The 18,355-nt window shown below is 59.6% G+C and carries 19 protein-coding genes, 1 other RNA gene and 1 pseudogene; 17 read left to right on the top strand and 4 right to left on the bottom strand.

Annotation, left to right across the window (positions count from 1 at the left end; all coding sequences use genetic code 11):
• Positions 1 to 20: 20 nt before the first annotated feature.
• The 6 genes and pseudogenes from KI613_RS20645 to KI613_RS20625 all read left to right on the top strand — a co-directional run bounded on the left by KI613_RS20645 (position 21) and on the right by KI613_RS20625 (position 7,510).
• Entirely contained in the window at positions 21 to 1,733 is a 1,713-nt protein-coding gene (locus KI613_RS20645; protein WP_226403040.1) for a tetratricopeptide repeat protein, read from the top strand.
• A 130-nt stretch (positions 1,734 to 1,863) separates the two neighbouring features.
• Positions 1,864 to 4,233: a DUF6600 domain-containing protein gene (locus KI613_RS20640; RefSeq protein WP_226403038.1), complete on the top strand. Its 2,370-nt coding sequence runs from the start codon at positions 1,864 to 1,866 to the stop codon at positions 4,231 to 4,233.
• Between the two features lie 170 nt (positions 4,234 to 4,403).
• Entirely contained in the window at positions 4,404 to 4,997 is a 594-nt protein-coding gene (locus KI613_RS20635) for a riboflavin synthase (RefSeq protein WP_226403036.1), read from the top strand.
• A 6-nt stretch (positions 4,998 to 5,003) separates the two neighbouring features.
• Positions 5,004 to 5,531, top strand: a complete 528-nt coding sequence (locus KI613_RS20630) for a hypothetical protein (protein WP_226403034.1) — start codon at positions 5,004 to 5,006, stop codon at positions 5,529 to 5,531.
• Between the two features lie 227 nt (positions 5,532 to 5,758).
• Positions 5,759 to 5,902: pseudogene (locus KI613_RS21435) on the top strand (DUF6538 domain-containing protein); the annotation flags it as partial.
• Between the two features lie 60 nt (positions 5,903 to 5,962).
• The gene (locus KI613_RS20625; RefSeq protein ID WP_226403032.1) at positions 5,963 to 7,510 is read left to right on the top strand and encodes a site-specific integrase; all 1,548 of its coding nucleotides are present in this window, start codon (positions 5,963 to 5,965) and stop codon (positions 7,508 to 7,510) included.
• Positions 7,511 to 7,626: 116 nt separating this feature from the next.
• Here the strand turns inward: KI613_RS20625 and KI613_RS20620 are convergent, their stop codons facing one another.
• Positions 7,627 to 7,800, bottom strand: a complete 174-nt coding sequence (locus KI613_RS20620) for a helix-turn-helix domain-containing protein (RefSeq protein ID WP_226403030.1) — start codon at positions 7,798 to 7,800, stop codon at positions 7,627 to 7,629.
• Between the two features lie 142 nt (positions 7,801 to 7,942).
• Between KI613_RS20620 and KI613_RS20615 the strand changes: the two genes are divergently transcribed.
• Positions 7,943 to 8,296, top strand: a complete 354-nt coding sequence (locus KI613_RS20615; RefSeq protein WP_226403028.1) for a hypothetical protein — start codon at positions 7,943 to 7,945, stop codon at positions 8,294 to 8,296.
• A gap of 354 nt (positions 8,297 to 8,650) precedes the next feature.
• Here the strand turns inward: KI613_RS20615 and KI613_RS20610 are convergent, their stop codons facing one another.
• Entirely contained in the window at positions 8,651 to 9,307 is a 657-nt protein-coding gene (locus KI613_RS20610; RefSeq protein ID WP_226403026.1) for a recombinase family protein, read from the bottom strand.
• Positions 9,308 to 9,435: 128 nt separating this feature from the next.
• On the opposite strand from KI613_RS20610, the gene KI613_RS20605 reads away from it, so the two are divergent.
• The 5 genes from KI613_RS20605 to KI613_RS20585 all read left to right on the top strand — a co-directional run bounded on the left by KI613_RS20605 (position 9,436) and on the right by KI613_RS20585 (position 12,223).
• Positions 9,436 to 9,903 carry a hypothetical protein gene (locus KI613_RS20605; RefSeq protein ID WP_226403024.1) on the top strand — a complete coding sequence of 156 codons (468 nt, stop codon included), beginning with the start codon at positions 9,436 to 9,438 and terminating at the stop codon, positions 9,901 to 9,903.
• Positions 9,900 to 10,232 (top strand): hypothetical protein, encoded by a 333-nt coding sequence (locus KI613_RS20600; RefSeq protein ID WP_226403022.1) that lies wholly within the window; start codon positions 9,900 to 9,902, stop codon positions 10,230 to 10,232. Before KI613_RS20605 ends, KI613_RS20600 begins: the two co-directional genes overlap by 4 nt.
• 46 nt (positions 10,233 to 10,278) lie before the next feature.
• Complete coding sequence (locus KI613_RS20595; RefSeq protein WP_226403020.1) at positions 10,279 to 10,449, top strand: hypothetical protein; 171 nt, start codon at positions 10,279 to 10,281, stop codon at positions 10,447 to 10,449.
• Between the two features lie 184 nt (positions 10,450 to 10,633).
• Positions 10,634 to 11,839, top strand: coding sequence for a hypothetical protein (locus KI613_RS20590; RefSeq protein ID WP_226403018.1), 1,206 nt, complete (start codon positions 10,634 to 10,636; stop codon positions 11,837 to 11,839).
• A gap of 57 nt (positions 11,840 to 11,896) precedes the next feature.
• A complete protein-coding gene (locus tag KI613_RS20585) occupies positions 11,897 to 12,223 on the top strand; it encodes a CopG family antitoxin (protein WP_226403016.1) in 327 nt (108 codons plus the stop codon).
• A 6-nt stretch (positions 12,224 to 12,229) separates the two neighbouring features.
• Here KI613_RS20585 and KI613_RS20580 read toward each other — a convergent pair whose 3' ends face one another.
• Positions 12,230 to 12,610, bottom strand: a complete 381-nt coding sequence (locus KI613_RS20580; RefSeq protein WP_226403014.1) for a hypothetical protein — start codon at positions 12,608 to 12,610, stop codon at positions 12,230 to 12,232.
• Between the two features lie 297 nt (positions 12,611 to 12,907).
• On the opposite strand from KI613_RS20580, the gene ssrA reads away from it, so the two are divergent.
• Positions 12,908 to 13,238: a transfer-messenger RNA gene (gene ssrA, locus KI613_RS20575) on the top strand.
• Between the two features lie 17 nt (positions 13,239 to 13,255).
• Here ssrA and KI613_RS20570 read toward each other — a convergent pair.
• The gene (locus KI613_RS20570) at positions 13,256 to 13,936 is read right to left on the bottom strand and encodes an energy transducer TonB (RefSeq protein ID WP_226403012.1); all 681 of its coding nucleotides are present in this window, start codon (positions 13,934 to 13,936) and stop codon (positions 13,256 to 13,258) included.
• A gap of 127 nt (positions 13,937 to 14,063) precedes the next feature.
• Here KI613_RS20570 and KI613_RS20565 point away from each other — a divergent pair, with 127 nt between their 5' ends.
• From KI613_RS20565 to KI613_RS20550, 4 genes are read left to right on the top strand one after another with little or no spacing between them, the layout of a single operon-like run.
• Positions 14,064 to 14,729: an energy transducer TonB gene (locus KI613_RS20565; protein WP_226403010.1), complete on the top strand. Its 666-nt coding sequence runs from the start codon at positions 14,064 to 14,066 to the stop codon at positions 14,727 to 14,729.
• Between the two features lie 12 nt (positions 14,730 to 14,741).
• Positions 14,742 to 15,476: a MotA/TolQ/ExbB proton channel family protein gene (locus KI613_RS21255; protein WP_310493286.1), complete on the top strand. Its 735-nt coding sequence runs from the start codon at positions 14,742 to 14,744 to the stop codon at positions 15,474 to 15,476.
• Between the two features lie 2 nt (positions 15,477 to 15,478).
• Positions 15,479 to 15,889, top strand: a complete 411-nt coding sequence (locus tag KI613_RS20555; protein WP_226403009.1) for an ExbD/TolR family protein — start codon at positions 15,479 to 15,481, stop codon at positions 15,887 to 15,889.
• 53 nt (positions 15,890 to 15,942) lie between these two features.
• The gene (locus KI613_RS20550) at positions 15,943 to 18,351 is read left to right on the top strand and encodes a TonB-dependent receptor (RefSeq protein ID WP_226403007.1); all 2,409 of its coding nucleotides are present in this window, start codon (positions 15,943 to 15,945) and stop codon (positions 18,349 to 18,351) included.
• Positions 18,352 to 18,355: the final 4 nt, after the last annotated feature.

Genomic DNA, 18,355 nt, shown 5'->3' with positions numbered 1-18,355 from the left:
AACTCAAGTAAGTTTGCAAAATGAGTACTAGCCAAGCCAAAGGGCCCAGCCCGCTCGATAACGAGGAGATGCTGCTGGTTTTGCAGCAGTCGCTGACCAAGAAAAGGGTCCTGATCGTGGACCGTCATTCGCCGGCGCGCGATTCGCTGCGCCTGATGCTTGGTGCGCTGAGCGTGACGCTGGTGCACGGGGCGGGCAACTCGGCCGAGGTCATCCGCCAGGTCAAGGCCAACCGTTTTGACATCGTGCTCTCCGATTTCGTCCTCGACGATGGCCGCGACGGCCAGCAACTCCTTGAGGAACTGCGCCACGCCCACCTCATCCCGTTGTCGACGGTGTACATGATCATCACCAGCGAGCGTGGCTACACTAACGTTGTTTCGCTGGCCGAACTGGCGCCCGACGATTACCTGATCAAGCCGTTTACCGCCGAGCAGCTCCAGGCCAGGCTGATCCGGGCCATCTACAAGAAGCACGTGCTGCGCAAGATCTATGAGCAGATCGAGCGCGGTGCCTTGCAGGAAGCCATTGTTGCCTGCGACCGCGTTATCCAGCAGCAGCCGCAATTTGTGTACGATGCCCTGCGTTTCAAGGGTGATCTGCTGCATACGCTGGGCAAGACGCGTGAGGCCGAAGAGGTTTTCCGGCGCGTTCTCGAAGGGCGCGTCGTACCCTGGGCCAAGATGGGACTGGCAACAGCCCTGCGCGATCGCGGGGCGCTCGACGAGGCCGAGCATCTGGCCGAGCAGGTCACGCAGGAAGCGCCGGACTATCTGTCGGCCTACGATTTTCTGGCTTCGGTGCATGAAGCCCAGGGCAAACTGGAGGAAGCCCAGCAGACCTTGCAGCGGGCGGCCGATGCCTCGCCGCACAACACGGTTCGGCAACGGCTGGTCGGTGACGTGGCAGCCCGCAACAACGATTTGCTGGCCGCCGAAAAGGCTTACGGCAAGGTCATCGAGCGCAGCAAGGGGTCGAGCCTGAGGACGGTGGATGACTTCGCCAACCTGTCGCGCGTACTGGTTGAGCGAGGTAACGTCGCGGCCTCGCGCAAGATTGCCGCCGACATGAAGCGTGAATGGCGCGGCGACAAGCAGGCCGAACTGGCAGCACTGGTGACCGAAAGCCTGTGTCTGAACAGCGAGGGGGCGGCAGATAAGGCCCAGCATCTGGTCGATCAGGCGCTGGCCTTGCAGAAAACGATCAGCGAAGAGGCGGCCGAGAACGGCAAGCATGTGTCGCAGCGGCTGGCGGTCGATCTGGCCCACGCCTGTTACGCCACCGGCAAGGAAGGCGAAGCGACGAAGATCATGCGCCAGGTTGCCGCCGAAAACCATGAGGACAAGAACCTCATCGACCACATCACCAGCGTCTTCGAAAAAACCGGCCAGCCCGATGCCGGCAAGGCGATGCTTGAGCAGGTCGGCAAGGAGATTGTCGAGCTCAACAACAAGGGTGTCATGGCGGCGCGCAGCGGCGATCTCGAAGGTGCTGTCCAGTTGCTGATCCAGGCTGTCGAGCAGGTGCCCAACCTGCAATTTCTGGTCAATGCCGCCAAGGCCATTTACGCCTTGATGGACAAGAACGGCTGGGATGCCGAACTGGCGGCCCGGGCCCTTGATTACCTGCAGCGCGCCCAGCGCAAGGACCGCAAGAGCGCCAAGGTGGCTTCGGCCCGCGAACTGTACGTCACGGTCGCCAAGAAATACGGTATTACGACCGACAACACCTGAAGGCATCAGGGCAGCAACATTTTGAAACCATTTAGTTGCTGCGCTGACGCATCCTTTCTCGTGTTGGCGCGTTGATTACACACTGGCCCGCCTTTTTGTGCGGGCGGCGCTTTTCCTTCGGGAGTCCACGATGCTGCAATCCTTTCAAAAAATTCTGCTCGCACTGACCATGGCGCTTGCTCTGCCCGCCATGGCGCAGAGCGATCCACCTGCCCGCGTCGGGCGTCTGGCGCATATTGAAAATCAGGTCGATTTTCGGGGTGACCGTAACGATCAGGGCGGACCGGCCACGCTCAACTGGCCGATCAGCAGCGGCGCCGTTCTCGAAACCGGGCAGCGCGGTCGGGCCGAAGTGTGGATCGGCTCCACTGCCTATCGACTGGCCGACGACAGCGAGGTCGAGTTTCCCGTCGTCGACGACGCGCGAGTCGATGTTCGCGTCAGCGGCGGCAGCTTGGCGGTCAGCATTCTCGACCGCGATCAGGTCGATGATGTGGTGATCGCCACGCCGGATGGCAATGTCCGTTTCCTGACGCCGGGGCGCTATCGCATCGACGTCTTCGGGGATCGCAGCGAACTGAGCGTACAGGCCGGCCGCGCCGTTTTCGATGACGGCCAACGGGCGACGCCGGTAGCCGCCGGCCAGAAGGTCAGCCATTGGAGCGACGGCAACGAGCAGCTCGATGCCGACCGCAGCAACGATGCCTTCGACCGCTGGGTGGCCAATCGCGAGAACGTGACGCTGGCCAGCCAGTCCCGCCGCCACGTTTCGCCGCACATGACCGGCTATCAGGATCTCGACGCCTACGGTGACTGGCAGACAGCGCCCGACTACGGTTCCGTCTGGTATCCGCGCGCCGTGGCCGACGACTGGGCGCCCTACCGCTACGGCCGCTGGGCCTGGGTCGCCCCTTGGGGCTGGACGTGGATCGACCAGGCGCCGTGGGGCTTCGCGCCCTTCCACTACGGGCGCTGGGCAATCATCCATGGCCGCTGGGGCTGGATTCCCGGCCGCATTGTTGCCCGCCCGGTCTATGCGCCGGCCCTCGTTGCCTGGATTGGCAACCCGGGCTGGAGCGTTGGCTTCAGCTTCGGCGCCGCACCGGCCGTCGGCTGGTTCCCGCTTGCCCCGCGTGAAGTCTATGTGCCTAGCCATCGTCACAGTCCCAACTATGTCCGCCAGATCAACATCACTCACGTCCGTGATGTGAGCATCATCGACCGCGCCATTCGTCCCGGCGGGCATGCTCCCTTTGCCCACCATGCCTTGCCGCGTGCAGTTACCGTCGTTCCGGCCAATCTGGTCCGTGAAGGCCGCCCGATCACCTCACGCGAAATTCAGCGCCAGGAGCGCCCGGCGCTCGGCCGTGCCCCGCTTGCCCGCTCCGCACCGAATGCTGACTGGCTGGCCCCGGCTCAGGGAGCCGTACGTCCGCGCAACGACGAAAGACGCGAACCGATCAACCGGCCACGCCGCGATTTCGATGCCCCGCGGCTGAATGCCCAGGAGCGCGGCGCACCGCGTTCAGAAGCGATGCCACGCAATCCGGATCGTCCGGCTTTCCGTCAGCCGACGCCGGAGGCCGGGAATGCCCGCGACGGCGAAACGCGCCGTGAAGGTGGGCGTGGCTTGCCCGACATGCGTCCAGGAATTGAAAATCGTGGGCGTCCGGTTGAGGTTGCACCACCCCCCACGCCACAACGTCGCGAGGCAGTGCCGCCGGAAATTCGCCAGCCAGCGCCGGAAGCCGGTCAGACTCAGCCGCTCGACGGGCGCCGTGGCGGGTTCCGCCGCCCCGGAGACGGGCAGCCTGCGGTCGAAGCCGGCAAGATGCCGGGGGATGTACCGCCGGTCCGCCGCGAGATAGTGTCGCCAGAACAGCGTCAGGCAGCCCCCGATGTCGGCAAATCACCGCCGGCCGAGGTGTCGCCGCTGCAGCGGCGCGACGGCTTCCGCCGTCCGGGTGAAGCGCGTCCCGAAACGGAGATGCGCGGCCGCCCGCCAGAGGCAGCTCCGGCGCCAATGCGCCGCGACACACCGGCGCCCGAAACGCGTACCGAGGAGCGTCAGCCACGGCCGATGATGGCGCCGCAGGAAAGAGAGCCGCGTCGGGAAGTGCGGGATGTTCAGCGCATGGAACGTCCGGCGCCACCGCCTCGTGAACGCGAAGCGCCACAGCCCATGCGTCAGCCGGAAATGCCGAGGCCGGCTCCGGAAGTCAGGGCGCCCGCCCCGCCACCGGTACGCGAAATGCCGCAGCCGCGCGCCGAACCGCCGCGCCAGGAGTTCCGGGCGCCAGCTCCGGCCCCCGTGCCGATGCCGCAGCAACGGGCTGAGCCACCGCGTCAGCCGGTTCAGGAATTACGTGCCCCCCCGCCTGCCCCGGCACCGATGCCCCAGCCGAGGGTTGAACCGCCGCGTCAGCCAGCGCCACCACAAGGAGGTCAGCCGGAACAACGCCGTCGCCACGGTGATGAAGACGATCGTCGTGGGCGGTAAGCGCTGAATGTGGTGACCGGGGCCGCGGCCGGCCCCGGTCACGCGTCGTTCACGGCCAGCTTGCCGGTACGCCCAAAGCGCGGGAGTTGGCGTTCAGAGTTGCTTTCGCACCAGCCGACGGCTCAATCGGGCATGATAAAGTCCGGTTTTTGCCTACGGCAGGAACAGCTATGTTTTCAGGAATCATCGCGGCAGTCGGCCGCATCACTCACCTCACCCCGCGTGAAGTCGGCTACCGTCTGCATGTCGATGGCGGCGGCCTCAAGCTCGACGATGTTTCGCTTGGCGATTCGATCGCCCATAACGGCGTTTGCCTGACCGTGGTGGCCAGGGAAGGCAATACCTTTGCCGTCGATGTTTCGCCGGAAACCCTGTCGTGCACCGTCGGCCTCGATGCACCCGGCCCGGTCAATCTGGAAAAGGCGCTGCGCCTCAACGACGTGATCGGCGGCCATCTGGTGTCCGGCCACGTTGACGGTGTTGGCGAAGTGCTGCGCTTCGATCCGGTCGGCGACAATCGTCTGCTCGAAATCCGTGCCCCGAAAGCCATTGCCAAGTTCATCGCGCGCAAGGGCTCGATCGTCGTCGATGGCACCAGCCTGACGACCAACGAGGTCAAGGGCACCGACTTCACGATCAACCTGATCCCGCACACGCTGGAAAACACCACCCTCAATCGGCTCAAGCCGGGCAGCAAGGTCAATCTCGAAGTTGACCTGATCGCCCGCTACTGCGAGCGTTTGCTCGCCGCCGAGCGCGAGTAAAAGGCCATGCCGAGCCGAATCCTTGTCGTTGCGCTGCTCACCGCTCTGCTGGGTTCTTGCGCGGCTTACGACGGGTTCGGGCTGCAAGCCGGTGCTGCGCGGGTCGAGGACATCGAACGCGTCATGGGGCAGCCGGCCGTGCGCTGGAACGAAACCGATGGCGGCGAGACACTGGTTTATCCGCGCGGTCCGATGGGTTATCACACCTTTTTTGTCCGTATTGATGCCCGGGGCAATGTGCTGAGTCGTGAAAATGTTCTCGATACGCGGCACTTTGCCCGCATTCAGGCGGGCATGACGGCAGACGAAGTGGTGCGGACCCTGGGGCCGTCCGTTGCCGCGTGGACCGTTTATTTCAAGGCGCGTGACGAACTTGTCTGGGAGTGGCGTTATTGCGATGACTGGAACGAACCGGCCCGTTTCAATGTGTTGTTCGCTGGCACCTCGATGCGGGTGCGCTCAACCCTGGCCTCGCCTGAAAGTTTGCGCGGTAGTTTCGGTGACGATGACCGCCGTGGCTGGTGCAGCCACTGAATTTGCCCACCGTGGCGAATCCCCGCTTGAAAAACCCCCACCCCGCCCCCATAATTCAAAGCATGGTTGTAATTCCGGCAATCTGGAGGCGTTCTGGACAGGGGTTCGATTCCCCTCGACGAAATGCCAAGTAACGTAACCCGCTGAAAGCCCAGCGGGTTTTTCTTTTTGTGGCAGTGCCAATTCGTTTGGTGTCCCAAACGAGTCTCCCAAAGGGAGGGCAGGCAATGTCCATCAAGTTACCGGCATATCTTCACCGAAACCGACACGGCGTTTTCGGGTTCCGCGTCGTCATACCAAAGGCGCTACGGGTATCATTCCCGGCCCATGAATACCGCCTATCGGTCGGCACTTCCAATAAAAGACAAGCGAAGCTAGTCGCTGTCCGGCTGTCCGGTTTCGCGCAAGACTATTTCCATAGGGTTCGTCGTATGAGTACGAGTGACAAAGGGTTGCCCGGTTCGGGTTTTGCTGCAGAGCTTCAGCTACAGCGCGATATATTCGCCAGAGAATTGAGCACCTTTGTCGATACGACACTAAAGCAAGACGACGCAGCAGAAGCGGTTCAGGCTGAACTGTCCGAACTGAAGGTTGCTCAAGATGCGCTGGAAACCTTGACTGAGCATGCGCAAGCGACCGGCGATGTCGCGCTGGGTGACGAACTGGTGGCGTTTGCGAACGCCATAGATGCACGAATGGCGGCACTGCTGCCTAAAATCATGCTGCTGACAGACAAGGAAGGCGCTGTCGAGCACAGAGCCCATAGTCTTGCCAGAAGTGCATTCGGGATCGCGCTTGGCACTGAGCATGTAAAGGTCTTGGAAGCTCAAGCGACCCGGTTTGAGCAGGAGCGTGATTACTTGGCCGACTTCACGGCGAGGGCAATTAAGGCGGCCGGGACGGTTCCTGTGTCCGTAGGGGCAACGGGAAACACGACGGCACCCGGCGAACCATTATCTGCTGTCATTGAAGCCTACTGCGCCAATCAGAACGCTGAAAGCTGCTGGACAGCAAAGACCGATACCGAAAACCGGGCGATTCTCGCGCAATGGCTGAACATCGTCGGAGATCAGTCGATCACCGGCTATGGCTACGAACAGCACCGTGCCTACAAGGCAACGCTTCAGCGATTGCCGCCGAACATCAACAAGAGTCCGCGCTATCGTGGGAAAAGCATTGATGAGGTTCTCGCACTGGCGGACCAGCCGGCGGCGCCGAACACGGTCAATAAAAATCTGACTCGGATTTCAGCATTGTTCCGGTGGGCGGTCGAATATGGTTACACCTCACTCAACCCTGCCGGCGGGATGACGATCAAGAACCCCAAGCGGGCGAATGAAGAGCGCCAAGCGTTTTCCGATGATGATCTTATCAAGCTGTTCCATCGGGAGGATTACCGCCGTGAGCGGGCCACGCTCCCTCATCGGTATTGGGCACCGTTGATCGCGCTTTTCACTGGAGCGAGACAAAATGAGATCGCGCAATTGCACCTCGCCGATTTTTACGAAGTCGATGGAATTCCTCTCATCAGCATCAACGATCAGGGCGAAGGGAAGCGCCTGAAGACGAAGGCTGGCAAGCGGACTATTCCGGTTCATGCCGAACTAGTGCGGCTGGGCCTGCTGCGATACGTTGATGAGCTGCGCACCACCAATGAGACGCGATTGTTCCCGGAGTTGCCGTTGCAACGCGATGGCTACGGTCAGAAGGTCTCGAAGTGGTTCCAGCGTTACCGCCGACAGTGCGGCATTAGCGACAACGGCAAAGTCTTCCATAGCTTCCGGCATACTGTTATCGACCGGCTGAAGCAAGCGGACGTTCCGAAGGAGAAAATTGCTGCGTTGGTCGGGCACGAGGACGATAGCGTTACGTTCGGGAGGTATGGCAAAGACTTCTCGTCAGCCATCATGCGTGAAGTTGTAGCAGTGTTGGATTTTGCGCACGTCACTGGGGTCATTGCGCCATACAGTCGCAACTAAATCTGGTGGCAAGCCGTCCTCAGGCTTGCAGAATGGCGCTATGGGGCATTTTCAGCCCATTGGGTGGGACTACCCTACTACTTGGGTTATCCACAGGGCTGGAAATGCGTTCCGCGCTACTCGAACAGGCGGGCCACCGGCACCGCTAGACCATCAGCAATTATCTGGATAGCATCCAGCGACGGATTGGCACCGCCTCGTTCGACCCGGCTCATGTAGCTACGGGCAAAGCCGCACTTGTCGGCAAACGCTTCTTGCGAAAGTCCGGTTGCTTTCCGTAGCTCTCGCACTCGCTGCCCAAATCGCGCTCTGAGGGATGATGTCGTCACCCCTAGAACTTTGAGTCAGCGTATTCTTATCGGCCACGCACTAATCGTGACATATGCTTTCATTGTATGATCATGGCTCCTTTTCTAGACGCATGGGGGATGTATGGGATTCTGGGGCTGGGTCTTTGTTGTTGTTGTCGTTTTGGTTTTCATGTTTTGGCTTTCCGATGTTGATGCTAAATACAAACTTAATCAGAGCGGGATCACAGATGGCTCAATTACGCCAACTGACGTCACTCTTTATGGAACACCGCAGCCAGCGTTTGTTTGCCCGCATTGCCAAGAAAAAGGAAAAGTCTTAACCAAGCCAATCAAAAAGAAAGCTGGGATTAGTGGTGCAAAAGCAACGGGAGCTATTCTGACAGGAGGGGTCTCGCTACTTGCCACAGGACTTTCTAGGAAAGATGCGGTCACAGAAGCACATTGCGTAAATTGCAATTCAACTTGGCATTTCTAATTTGATGAAAAAGCTGATTGCCGCTGCGTCCCTTATCGCCATATCCTGCCACGTATGTGCAAAAGACAAGATCATTTATCTAGGCGATGGGCGTCACGTGTGCAGGGGATCGAACTGTGAGAAGTTCAATGCTCGTGAGCGCGAGTATCAAGACACGCGGGCGCGCGTAGAGGAACAAGAAAGGCAACGCAATAGCCACACGGGTCACGATAGCTCATACGATCAGCGACGGCGAGAGTCATCCTTTGACACTGGTAATCCTTATGTCACTCGTGGCTCATCAGGTTTTGATACGGGCAACCCGTATGTTCGCTAGCTGGCCCTTCTCCGCCTAGTCATTGTTGTACTTTCAGTCTAGGCTGAAAGCACCCTGCCGACTGCCTTTGCTGTCCATGAGCCATTGCGGGCGGTCGGAACTCCCACCGCGTTCAAACGAGCGGCGATCTTGTTCAAGCTCTCTCCGCTGGCCTGCATCCTTTGAATCTCAGGGCGAACACGTTCGGCAAAAGCACGGGAAGCGGCTGTCTTGGCTTCGCCAGCCTTGATACGGGCAGCGGCAAGGTTGGTTCGATTCCCCAGCAATGCCCCTGCTTCCTTTTTGACCCGTAGGGCAGCTTTCGTCCGCTCTCCGATCATGCGGCGCTCTTTCTCGCTCAAGGCTGCAAACAGGTGCAGGATGAATGGGTCAGTATCAACGCCAAGCTCTGCGACTATGAACGGCACGCCACGAGCCATCAGGCCAGAGATAAATGCTACATCACGGGACAGGCGATCCAGCTTGGCGACGATCACCGGACAGCGTAGCTTACGTGCCTTTTCCAGAGCAGCAGCAAGGCCGGGACGGGCCTCAATCGGTAGCTTTCCGCTGGCAATGTCCTGAAACTCGGCAACTACCTCAAAACCCTCTGATTCACAAAAGCAGCCTAGTGCTGCCGCTTGCCCCTCTAGACCCAAACCGCTCTTACCTTGTTCGTTGGTCGATACGCGGCGGTAAATGACGGCTGGCTTCATGTTTTTCCCTTGTTGTGTCACAACTAAATGACCGTTTAGATGTGACACATTTTACATGTGCATCTTATATGGCGCAAGTGAATACTAAGTGATACAGTTGCTCCAACTTAATAACGAGACATTTTGTAATGACCGATCCTATTCTGAAAATGGTTCCGCTTGGGCAAGGTAAGCGCCAGCCGGTGAGGCTGGATGCTCCAACATGGCAAGCTGTTGAATGGCTGGCAGGCAATGCAAGCCAGACTTGGCAACAATGGTGCGCCACCGTGATAGCGCAGATTCCCGCTGATGAGAACGTGACTGCTGCTATCCGGGAAATTGTCATGAGCGAACTCTTGGCTGGAACGATTAACGCGCCACGCGCTTCCCTTGACAGCGTTGCTGACCGTCATCCCATGCTTAGCTACTCAGCCATGATGGACGATCAGGAGCTTTCAGAGTTCATGCGTCTCGGCGAAGTGTGGGGGACTGAAGACATGGGCGGTTTCAAGGTTCATGCCGGGCGCGACGAAGCCGACCAGCCCTGCCTGTGGATTGAGAACGGCATGAAGGGATGGCCTTCCCTGATGCTCGTGCATACGAAAGACTGCGAATGAAACTGAAAGGAATGCGGTCTTCCGAGGTCTCGTATTTGCTTCGTCGGGAACTTGGGCCAATCCGTGATTGGTCAGACTGTCTTGCTGACATGAGGGCCGAGAAAACAGATATTGCGGGGCTTCGCTTATTACCATTGGGTGTTATGGCTGCCGGCTGCGGTCGCCCAATCTATCAACCGGCCTCAGTTATTGAGTTCATCAAGGAAGTTCGGTTACTGATCCCAGAAGCCCGGAAAGGGATTTCTTATCAGACGGTCGAGGTGGAAATCGACTTGCTAGATGAGCGGTGCTGGAAGCATCGCAAGGCCAAGCCAGTGACGATTCACTAAACCGACGGGCGGCGGTTCCGCCCATCAACCTAAAGGAGATGTACCCATGAAGACCATGACCATGCAGGAAACTGCTGATTATCTCGAAACCGCGAGCATCGAGCACACCCACGACATAGGGCATGCCGTCGTTCATATCGGCACCAGTGCTGCGGGCGTGTCGTTTGTGCTGGTTAATGACTTGCAAGGTCAGACGATAGTCGTCGAAGCCATGTAACAGGATCACCGGGAAAGGTTGTGCTTTTCCCGGTTGTCTTGGTAATTCAGTCATTCGTGACTGACAAAAAATAAAGCTGCCAGCGGGTAAAGACCACGCGGCGGCAAAATAGAAAATGCACATGGATTATTGCAGGTTCCGTTTCGTTGCCGTCGTTGATTGGGTCGAACTCGAAGTTCGTACCATGAAGCCGACGCAAGCCAAGCATCTGCACACAGCGGGAGCGGGCCTGTTTTCGCACGCGCACGGCATCAATCCACAGACCGGCGAGAAATACCCTGAGAACCGCAAGAATACGACGACTACGCGCTTTGCTGTCCGTATCCAAGCGCCGGAACGCTTCGTGGCGATCAAGTCTGCGCTCGACACCATTCAGGATCGTCTCGACCCTGCCGCCGTAATCAAGGTGCTGGGTATCGAGGTGGCGCTTGATGCCTACGCCAAGAAGGGCGTTACCGTCGCTCTCGAAGAACTTGCCGGGATGGTTTCGCACTTCCTGAAGGGCATCAATCTGGTTTCGTCAAATCATCCACGCATCTACAGGCTGAAGAACGAGACGCGGGCCATTGGATCACACAGGGAACTGATACAGGCGCTCGTTGAGGGGTTCCAGATCGGCATCGCTAACGGGGATGCCGACCGCTTCCAGCATGGATATTTGAAGATCACCGATAACGGGCAAGAGCTTCCTGAAGATCAATGCCGGGCACGGCTTGAAATCCGGTTGCAGAGTAGGGCTTGCCCAGCGCAGAGCCTCGACGACCTCGCTGGCTTCAATTTCGCCGACCTGAGCAACTATTTCCGATTCCGGCGGTTTGACGAGCCACAGACCGACTTTGAGCGTCAGATTGCAGAGCGCCAGATATGTCTCGGCAACATCATTGGCGACGGTGGCGATCTGACCAAGATCAACCGCAAAAAGGGCGGCACCCGCCTAAACAAGAATGGCACCAAAGCCAGCCCGCTAAACGAGATTGCGCGTGGCCGGCTGCGGAAATTAACCGAGCGGTGGCAGACACCCGCAGGACGTGGCAAAGCAGCCAAATCCGCCATCATCGCTTGCGGAAATTCGGCCTGTCTTGAGAAGTCTAGCGTGGTCGGCAGCCAGCCAGAATTCGCATCTCATCAACCGCCCGAAACCCCGCGCCAATACGAGGAAAACCCAGGTTCTAATCTCGGACCGGAATGCATCTCTGATAACACCTCAGGAAATCGCTCTCTAATTACTTCTTCCCCTGCCGACCTCTTCCCAACCTGCCGCCCCATTATGGTGGTTTCCGACGCAGCATCCCATACCCAGCCCACCCCCGTTTTTCACGATCTCGACGACCTCACTACTCTCGACTATCCCCCACTCCCTGATCCGACCAATGACACGGCAGAGCTATAAGGATTTCAGGTGCTTAACCTGAACCAGTGATTAATCGTAAAGGTAAGGAAAAAAAGTATGGACAGCTTAGGGTTGCCGGATTGCTTTGACAGCACATTGGTAGGCGAACCAATGGAACCTGTCGAGATGTCGGAAGAAGATGAAGCATTGATTGCCTCGCTGGTCGAACAGGCAAAAAAACTGAACACTGACAAGGCAACACTGCGGGCAACGATGAGGGCCAGTAGGAGGAAGAAGGAAGACCCTAAATCAGGCCCATCAGAAAAGATTAGCATCCGTCTCCCTCGTCCGTTGTTGACCATGCTACGGCAGCAGGCGCGGCTCTTGGGGATTCCCTATCAAACCTACATCAAGACCATGTTGCATGACGTGGCAATAAGATAAGCAGACTTAACGCGATATCTCGCGCTCAATCCGGTCGAGATACTTTTGACGCTTAATTGACCACTCATCAATCGAAGTGGAGAGCGGAACCGTCTGCCGCAGAAATTCTAGTAAATCCGGTAACTTTGGAATCGCGACATACTGAACATATCCGCCAACCGAGACCGCCGCAAGAAATTCATACTGAGGCTCCTTGCTGGCATTTCCCACGAATGTTCTGTTGAATACCTCGACAGAAAAAATGCCTTCATCATCTCCGACCAACAAATTGGGATGAGAACAAAAGCCTGCAAGTCGCTTTTCTTCCGCACAATCGGTCGTTTCCGACGTTGCCAGAAAATCAACAATTTCGACCCAGCCGCCACCGACACTGAAAGACCACATCATTATTCTTGCTCCCATAGTTGTCTGCACAGGAAGACTTTAGCGGAAGCGACACGAAGCGCCAAATATGAAGTCGAACATGTCTAGGTCATGGGCCTTAGGTAGGACCAGTGTCCGGGATGCCCACCGTGAGAAATTTTTCCCATGTTCCGGGGGTGGGTCTTATACATCGCCCCTATGCGTGCTAATCTTGGCTCCAAGCAGGTGTCCCAAACATCTGCAAAAGTCCCAAACGACGAGGCATTTTTGCTGCAAGGGACTCGAAGAGCTTCGCGGTTGCACTGCTTGGTAAAAGTCTAGAAATATCAAGCCTCTTGAAAGCACGGACCATCGCCCTCATAATGTAAGCATGGTTGTAATTCCGGCAATCTGGAGGCGTTCTGGACAGGGGTTCGATTCCCCTCACCTCCACCCAAGGGCATTCCACTGAGTGTTTTTGGCTGGGGGTGTACTGGCTTCGACAGGGCGGGCAAAGGTGCGCAGGCAACTCGTCAGGCGATCGACGTTAATGAAGCAAATCCATAATTGCCAATGATGAGCAATTCGCTATTGCCGCCTAAAAACGGTTAGCCGGGGCTGCTAGAGCCTTGTTACCAAAGATAGCCGGCGGGGACTTCGGTCCCCGCCGTCACGTCCGGCTTTCCTCTTTCAGTTGTCGAGCCGGAAGACGATGGGCACGAGGACCGTTGCCTCGATGGCCTCATCGCCACGTTTGGCCGGTACGAAGCGCCAATTTGTCACGCTTTGCCGTGCCGCCTCGTCCAGCCTTGCGAAATTGCTGCTTTTTTCGATGTCGACCGCAGCAGCCCGGCCGTCCGGCATGACCCGAACCCTGAGCAGCACCTTGCCCTCCTCGCCCAGTCGCCGCGAAAGCGAAGGGTATTTCGGTTCCGGATTGTTCAGGTAGGCGGCGTTGAAGCGGGCAGCGGTGACCGCCGGCTGGGGCGAACTGGCCGCGGGTGCTGTGGCCGGTAGTGAAACGGGGGGGGCGACGACGGGGGCGGGAACTGAAAACGTCGGCTCATCTCTGGCCTGTTCCGGCGCCAGGGCGATGACCGGACGCGCTGTCTGGGCGGGCTTTTCCCGGGGAACAGGCTTTGGCGCCGCGACCTTTTCCGGTGGCGCCGGCGGTATTGTCTGAACCGCCGAAAGGCGCTCGGTCAGCTGGACCTGGACCGGGGTGGGGGGCATTGCTTCGAGTTGGTCGACGCTCAGCGTCAGCGGATAGAGCAAAACCAGTCCGTGCAACGCCAGCGCGATCAGCAAATAGCGACCGCTGTGCAGCCATTCGGGAGATTTCGGCTGGGGGAGAGGGGCGCCGGCAGACATCACCCGATTATATCCGTGGCCCCTGTGACAATTTGTCGCATCGGCATCCAGCACCTGAATGCTTAGAATCCGTTCCTCGTTAAGTTTTTGTTTTTCAACGTTTTTTGATATGGATCAAGCGCCCTCCGTGACTGCGGTTGTTTTGCCTCCACTCGATTGCCGGGAAGTGCCTCTGGCCCGTGGCGAACGTCTCGCCAACGCGGCGCTGGTCGTCCTGCTGCACCTGCTGCTGGCTTACGCCATGTTGTACGTGTCGGTCAAAAACGAATTGATCACCCTGCCGCCGAGCATCAGCGTGCGCTTGCTGCCGATGATCGAAGAGAAGCCGGAGCCGGCCAGGCCGCTACCACCTCCGCCCAAGCCGCAAGCGCGCAAGCAACCCGTCGCCCAGCCGCAGCCGGTCCTCGCTGCGGCCAGCCCGACGGCGACGAGCAGCTTTACCGTGGCGCCGCAACCGCCTGCACCGCCGCCCCAGCCGGTCGTCGCTGCGCCCGCGCCGGCCCCGGTGGCCGTGGTCGCCGCCCGTTTCGATGCCGATTACCTGCACAACCCGAAGCCGGTCTATCCGGCCCTTTCCCGGCGCATGAACGAGGAGGGCAAGGTTTTGTTGAAGGTGCGCGTCAGTGCGCAGGGGACGGCGCTCGATGTAGCGGTTTCGAAATCGAGTGGCTTCCCGCGGCTCGATGCGGCGGCCATCGACGCCGTTACCCGCTGGCGCTTTGTGCCGGCCCGGCGTGGCGATGAAGCAGTCGATTCTTCGGTGATCGTGCCGATCACCTTTGCATTTGAGTAGGAAAGGGAAAACATGAATTCGCAACTGGGCCTCGCCCACTTCTGGAGCCAGGGCGACCTGGTCACCCACGTTACGGCTCTGATCCTCGCCGTGCTCTCGCTGGCCTCGTGGTCGGTGATTCTCAGCAAGCTGATGTCGGCCTGGCGCGCTTCGCGCTCGCAGGAGCGGGCGCTGGCGGCATTCTGGGACGCCAACTCGCTGCCCGAGGCGCTCGAAGTACTGCGCCGTGATGATCCTTCCGGGATTTTCGCCGGGCTGGCACTGACCGGGGCTCATTCGGCCCAGGCCCATCAGCAGAACGCCGCGCGCGGCATCGGCGCCGGGGTCAACGCCAGCGAGTTCGTGACGCGTTCGATGCGTTCGCACATCGTCCATACCCAGGCACGGATCGAACGCGGCCTGACCTTTCTTGCCTCCGTCGGGTCAACTGCACCATTCATTGGTTTGTTCGGCACGGTCTGGGGCATCTACCACGCGCTGGTCGGCCTCTCCGGCGCGACGCAGGTGGTGCTCGACAAGGTCGCCGGCCCGGTCGGCGAGGCGTTGATCATGACGGCGGCCGGCCTCTTCGTCGCCATTCCGGCGGTGCTTGCCTACAACGCCTTCACCCGGGCCAACCGGCTGGTCGCTGTGCAACTCGACGGTTTCGCCCATGACCTGCATGCCTACCTGACGACCGGTGTGCGCGTTGGCGGCAACGTCAATCTGGTCGATATCGGCGCCGCCCGCGCCAGCCGGCAGGCCTGATCATGGCTTTCGGAAGCTTCGACGAGGCTGGCGTCACCCAGCCGATGGCCGAAATCAATACGACGCCGCTGGTCGACGTGATGCTCGTGCTGCTGGTCATTTTCATCATCACTGCGCCGCTCTTTCATCAGGCCGTGCCGATCGATCTGCCGCAAGTTAACGCCACCAAGCTCGACGACAAGCCGGAAGTCATCCAGCTTGCCATCGATGTCGACGGCAAGGTCTTCTGGAATGGTGAAGCCATCCACCGTGATGCGCTCGACGCCCGTTTTGCCGCGGCCAGCGCCCGCCAGCCGGAACTGCACCTGCGCGCCGACCGCAAGGTGGCTTACGAAAAGGTGGCCGACGTCATGGCCGCTGCCCAGCGCGCCAGCATCGTGAAAATTGCTTTTCTGACCGAGTCGGCGCGCTAGACGCCGCGGTGTTTCAACGCCCGGTAGCGGGCTAATTTTTGGGGGTTTCGAAATTGGATCACCGGACGTTCGGATTCAACGGCATTTTCCTGGCAGTCGTCGCAGCCTTTTCGCAACTGCCGGCCGCCCAGGCGGCCGAGCCGGAGAGCGACAAGCAGCTTGGCGAAATGGTCATCACGAGTGACAAGCCGGCGGTGCCGGCCAATGTGCCGTCGACCACCGAAAGCGTGACCGCCAGGCAGATCGCCGAAAGCGTCAATTCGGTGTCCTCGGCCGGCGCCCTGCAATACCTGCCGAGTGTCCATGTCCGCGAGCGCTTCATTGGCGACGTCAACGGCGGCCTGGCCATGCGCATGTATGGCGTCAATTCGAGCGCCGAAACGATTGTTTACGCCGACGGCCTGCTGCTCTCCAATTTCCTCAGCAATAGCTGCTGCCCCGGCCCGCGCTGGGGGGTGGTGTCGCAGCACGCCATCGACCGGGTCGATGTCATGTACGGTCCCTTCTCGGCCCTCTATCCGGGGAATTCGGTGGGTGGTGTGGTGCTCATGACGACCCACATGCCGAGCAAACTCGAAGCCCATGCCCAGCTCGATTTCTTCAACGAGCGTTTCAAGCTCTATGGCACCGACGACAACTTTACCGGCGGCCATGCGGCGGCAACGGTCGGCAACAAGGTTGGCGACTGGTCGTTCTGGCTGAGCGCCGATCGTCTCGACAATCACAGCCATCCGACCGATTTCACCGCCGCCACGGCCAAGACAGGTGCCCCGGCGGCAGCCGGGCAATACACCGAGGTTACCGGCGCCCACGTCGACCGCAACATCGCCAACAACACACGGGTCAATACGGCGGCGACCAGCGCCGATCACACGGTCAAGAACGACGGTACGCTGAAGGTGGCCTACGACTTCTCGCCATCTGTTCGTGCGACCTACACGTTCAATGTCTGGCAAAACACCTCCGACAAGCTGGTCGACAGCTATTTGCGGGACGCGGCCGGCAACACGATCTATGGCTCGACTTCGGCGGCAGGTGTCTACCGCTACCTGCGGATCAACGGCCTGGACTATTCCGTCACCGCACCGAGCGTCAGCCATGCCGAAGCCGAGTACTACATGCACGGCTTGTCAGTGAAATCGCAGACCGGCGGCACCTGGGACTGGGAACTGACGGCCAGCATCTTTGACCAGAACAAGGACGTATCCCGCGCCTCGTCGGGCAATTTCGGCCCGACGCCGAGTACCTCGGCAACGGCAGGCACGCTCACGGTCCTCGACGGCACCGGCTGGAAGAACCTTGACCTGCGCGGCGAATGGCGCCCCGACGGCAACCTGCGCAGCGAGCATCAGGTCAGCTTCGGCTTCCATACCGATAGCTACACGACCAAATCCGATCAATATAATCTCGCTGCCGGCAACTGGCTGACCAGTGAGGCCGGCACGCTGAACACCAATTCGCGCGGCGTGACCTCGACCGATGCCATCTACCTGCAGGATGCCTGGCAGATGTCGCCGAACTGGAAGCTGGTGGTCGGCGGCCGGGCTGAAAAATGGACGGCTTCGGAAGGCAGCAACTACGCCAACGGCGGCAACGTCACCTATCAGGACAAGACGGTTCAGGCCTTCTCGCCCAAGGCCTCGCTGACCTGGCTGCTCTCCGATGACTGGTCGCTGCGCGGTTCTTACGGTCGCGGCGTACGCTTCCCGACGGTCAATGAACTGTTCAAGAATGTCGGCATCAAGACGGTCAGCGGCGCCAACCCGACGCCGGCCGAAATCGCCGCCTTCCCGGCGCCGTATAACGTCGCGCTGACCAACAACCCGAACCTCAAGCCGGAGACGGCCGAGTCCTGGGAATTCGCCCTCGAACGCTTCCTGCCCAGCGGCGTGTGGCGCACCTCGTTGTTTGGTGAGGAAAAACGCAATGCGCTGGTTTCCCAGTCCGACATCACGACCCTGCCCGGCTTCAGCATCAGCAGCGTGCAGAACATCGACCGGGTGCGCAGCTATGGCATCGAAACCTCCTTGCAGTCGCGTGACCTGCTGATCGACGGCCTCGACCTGTCCGGCAGCATCGCCTACGTCCATTCGCGGATTGCCGAAGACCGCGCCAACCCGGGGCTGGAGAATACCGAACTGCCGCTCATTCCCGACTGGCGCGCCTCGCTGCTGGCCGTCTACCACGCCTCGGATGCCCTGTCGTACAGCCTCGGCTGGCGCTACAGCGGGCGGCAGCACAGCGGGCTGGCCAATGCAACGACTGGCGCCTACCCCGATCCCAATCCGAATGTCTATGGCGGGCGCAGCAGTTTCAGTGTCTTCGACGCCAAGCTGCTCTACCGAATTGACAAGCAATGGTCGGCCTCCGTGGGCATCGACAACATCACCAACGTCAAGTACTACACGCTGTATCCTTACTCGCAACGCACCATTTTTGCCGGCATCAAGTTCGATCTGTAATCCA

Origin of the sequence: Ferribacterium limneticum (assembly GCF_020510585.1) — a bacterium.
Lineage (GTDB): Bacteria > Pseudomonadota > Gammaproteobacteria > Burkholderiales > Rhodocyclaceae > Azonexus.
This window is presented reverse-complemented; position numbering and strand designations above follow the sequence as displayed.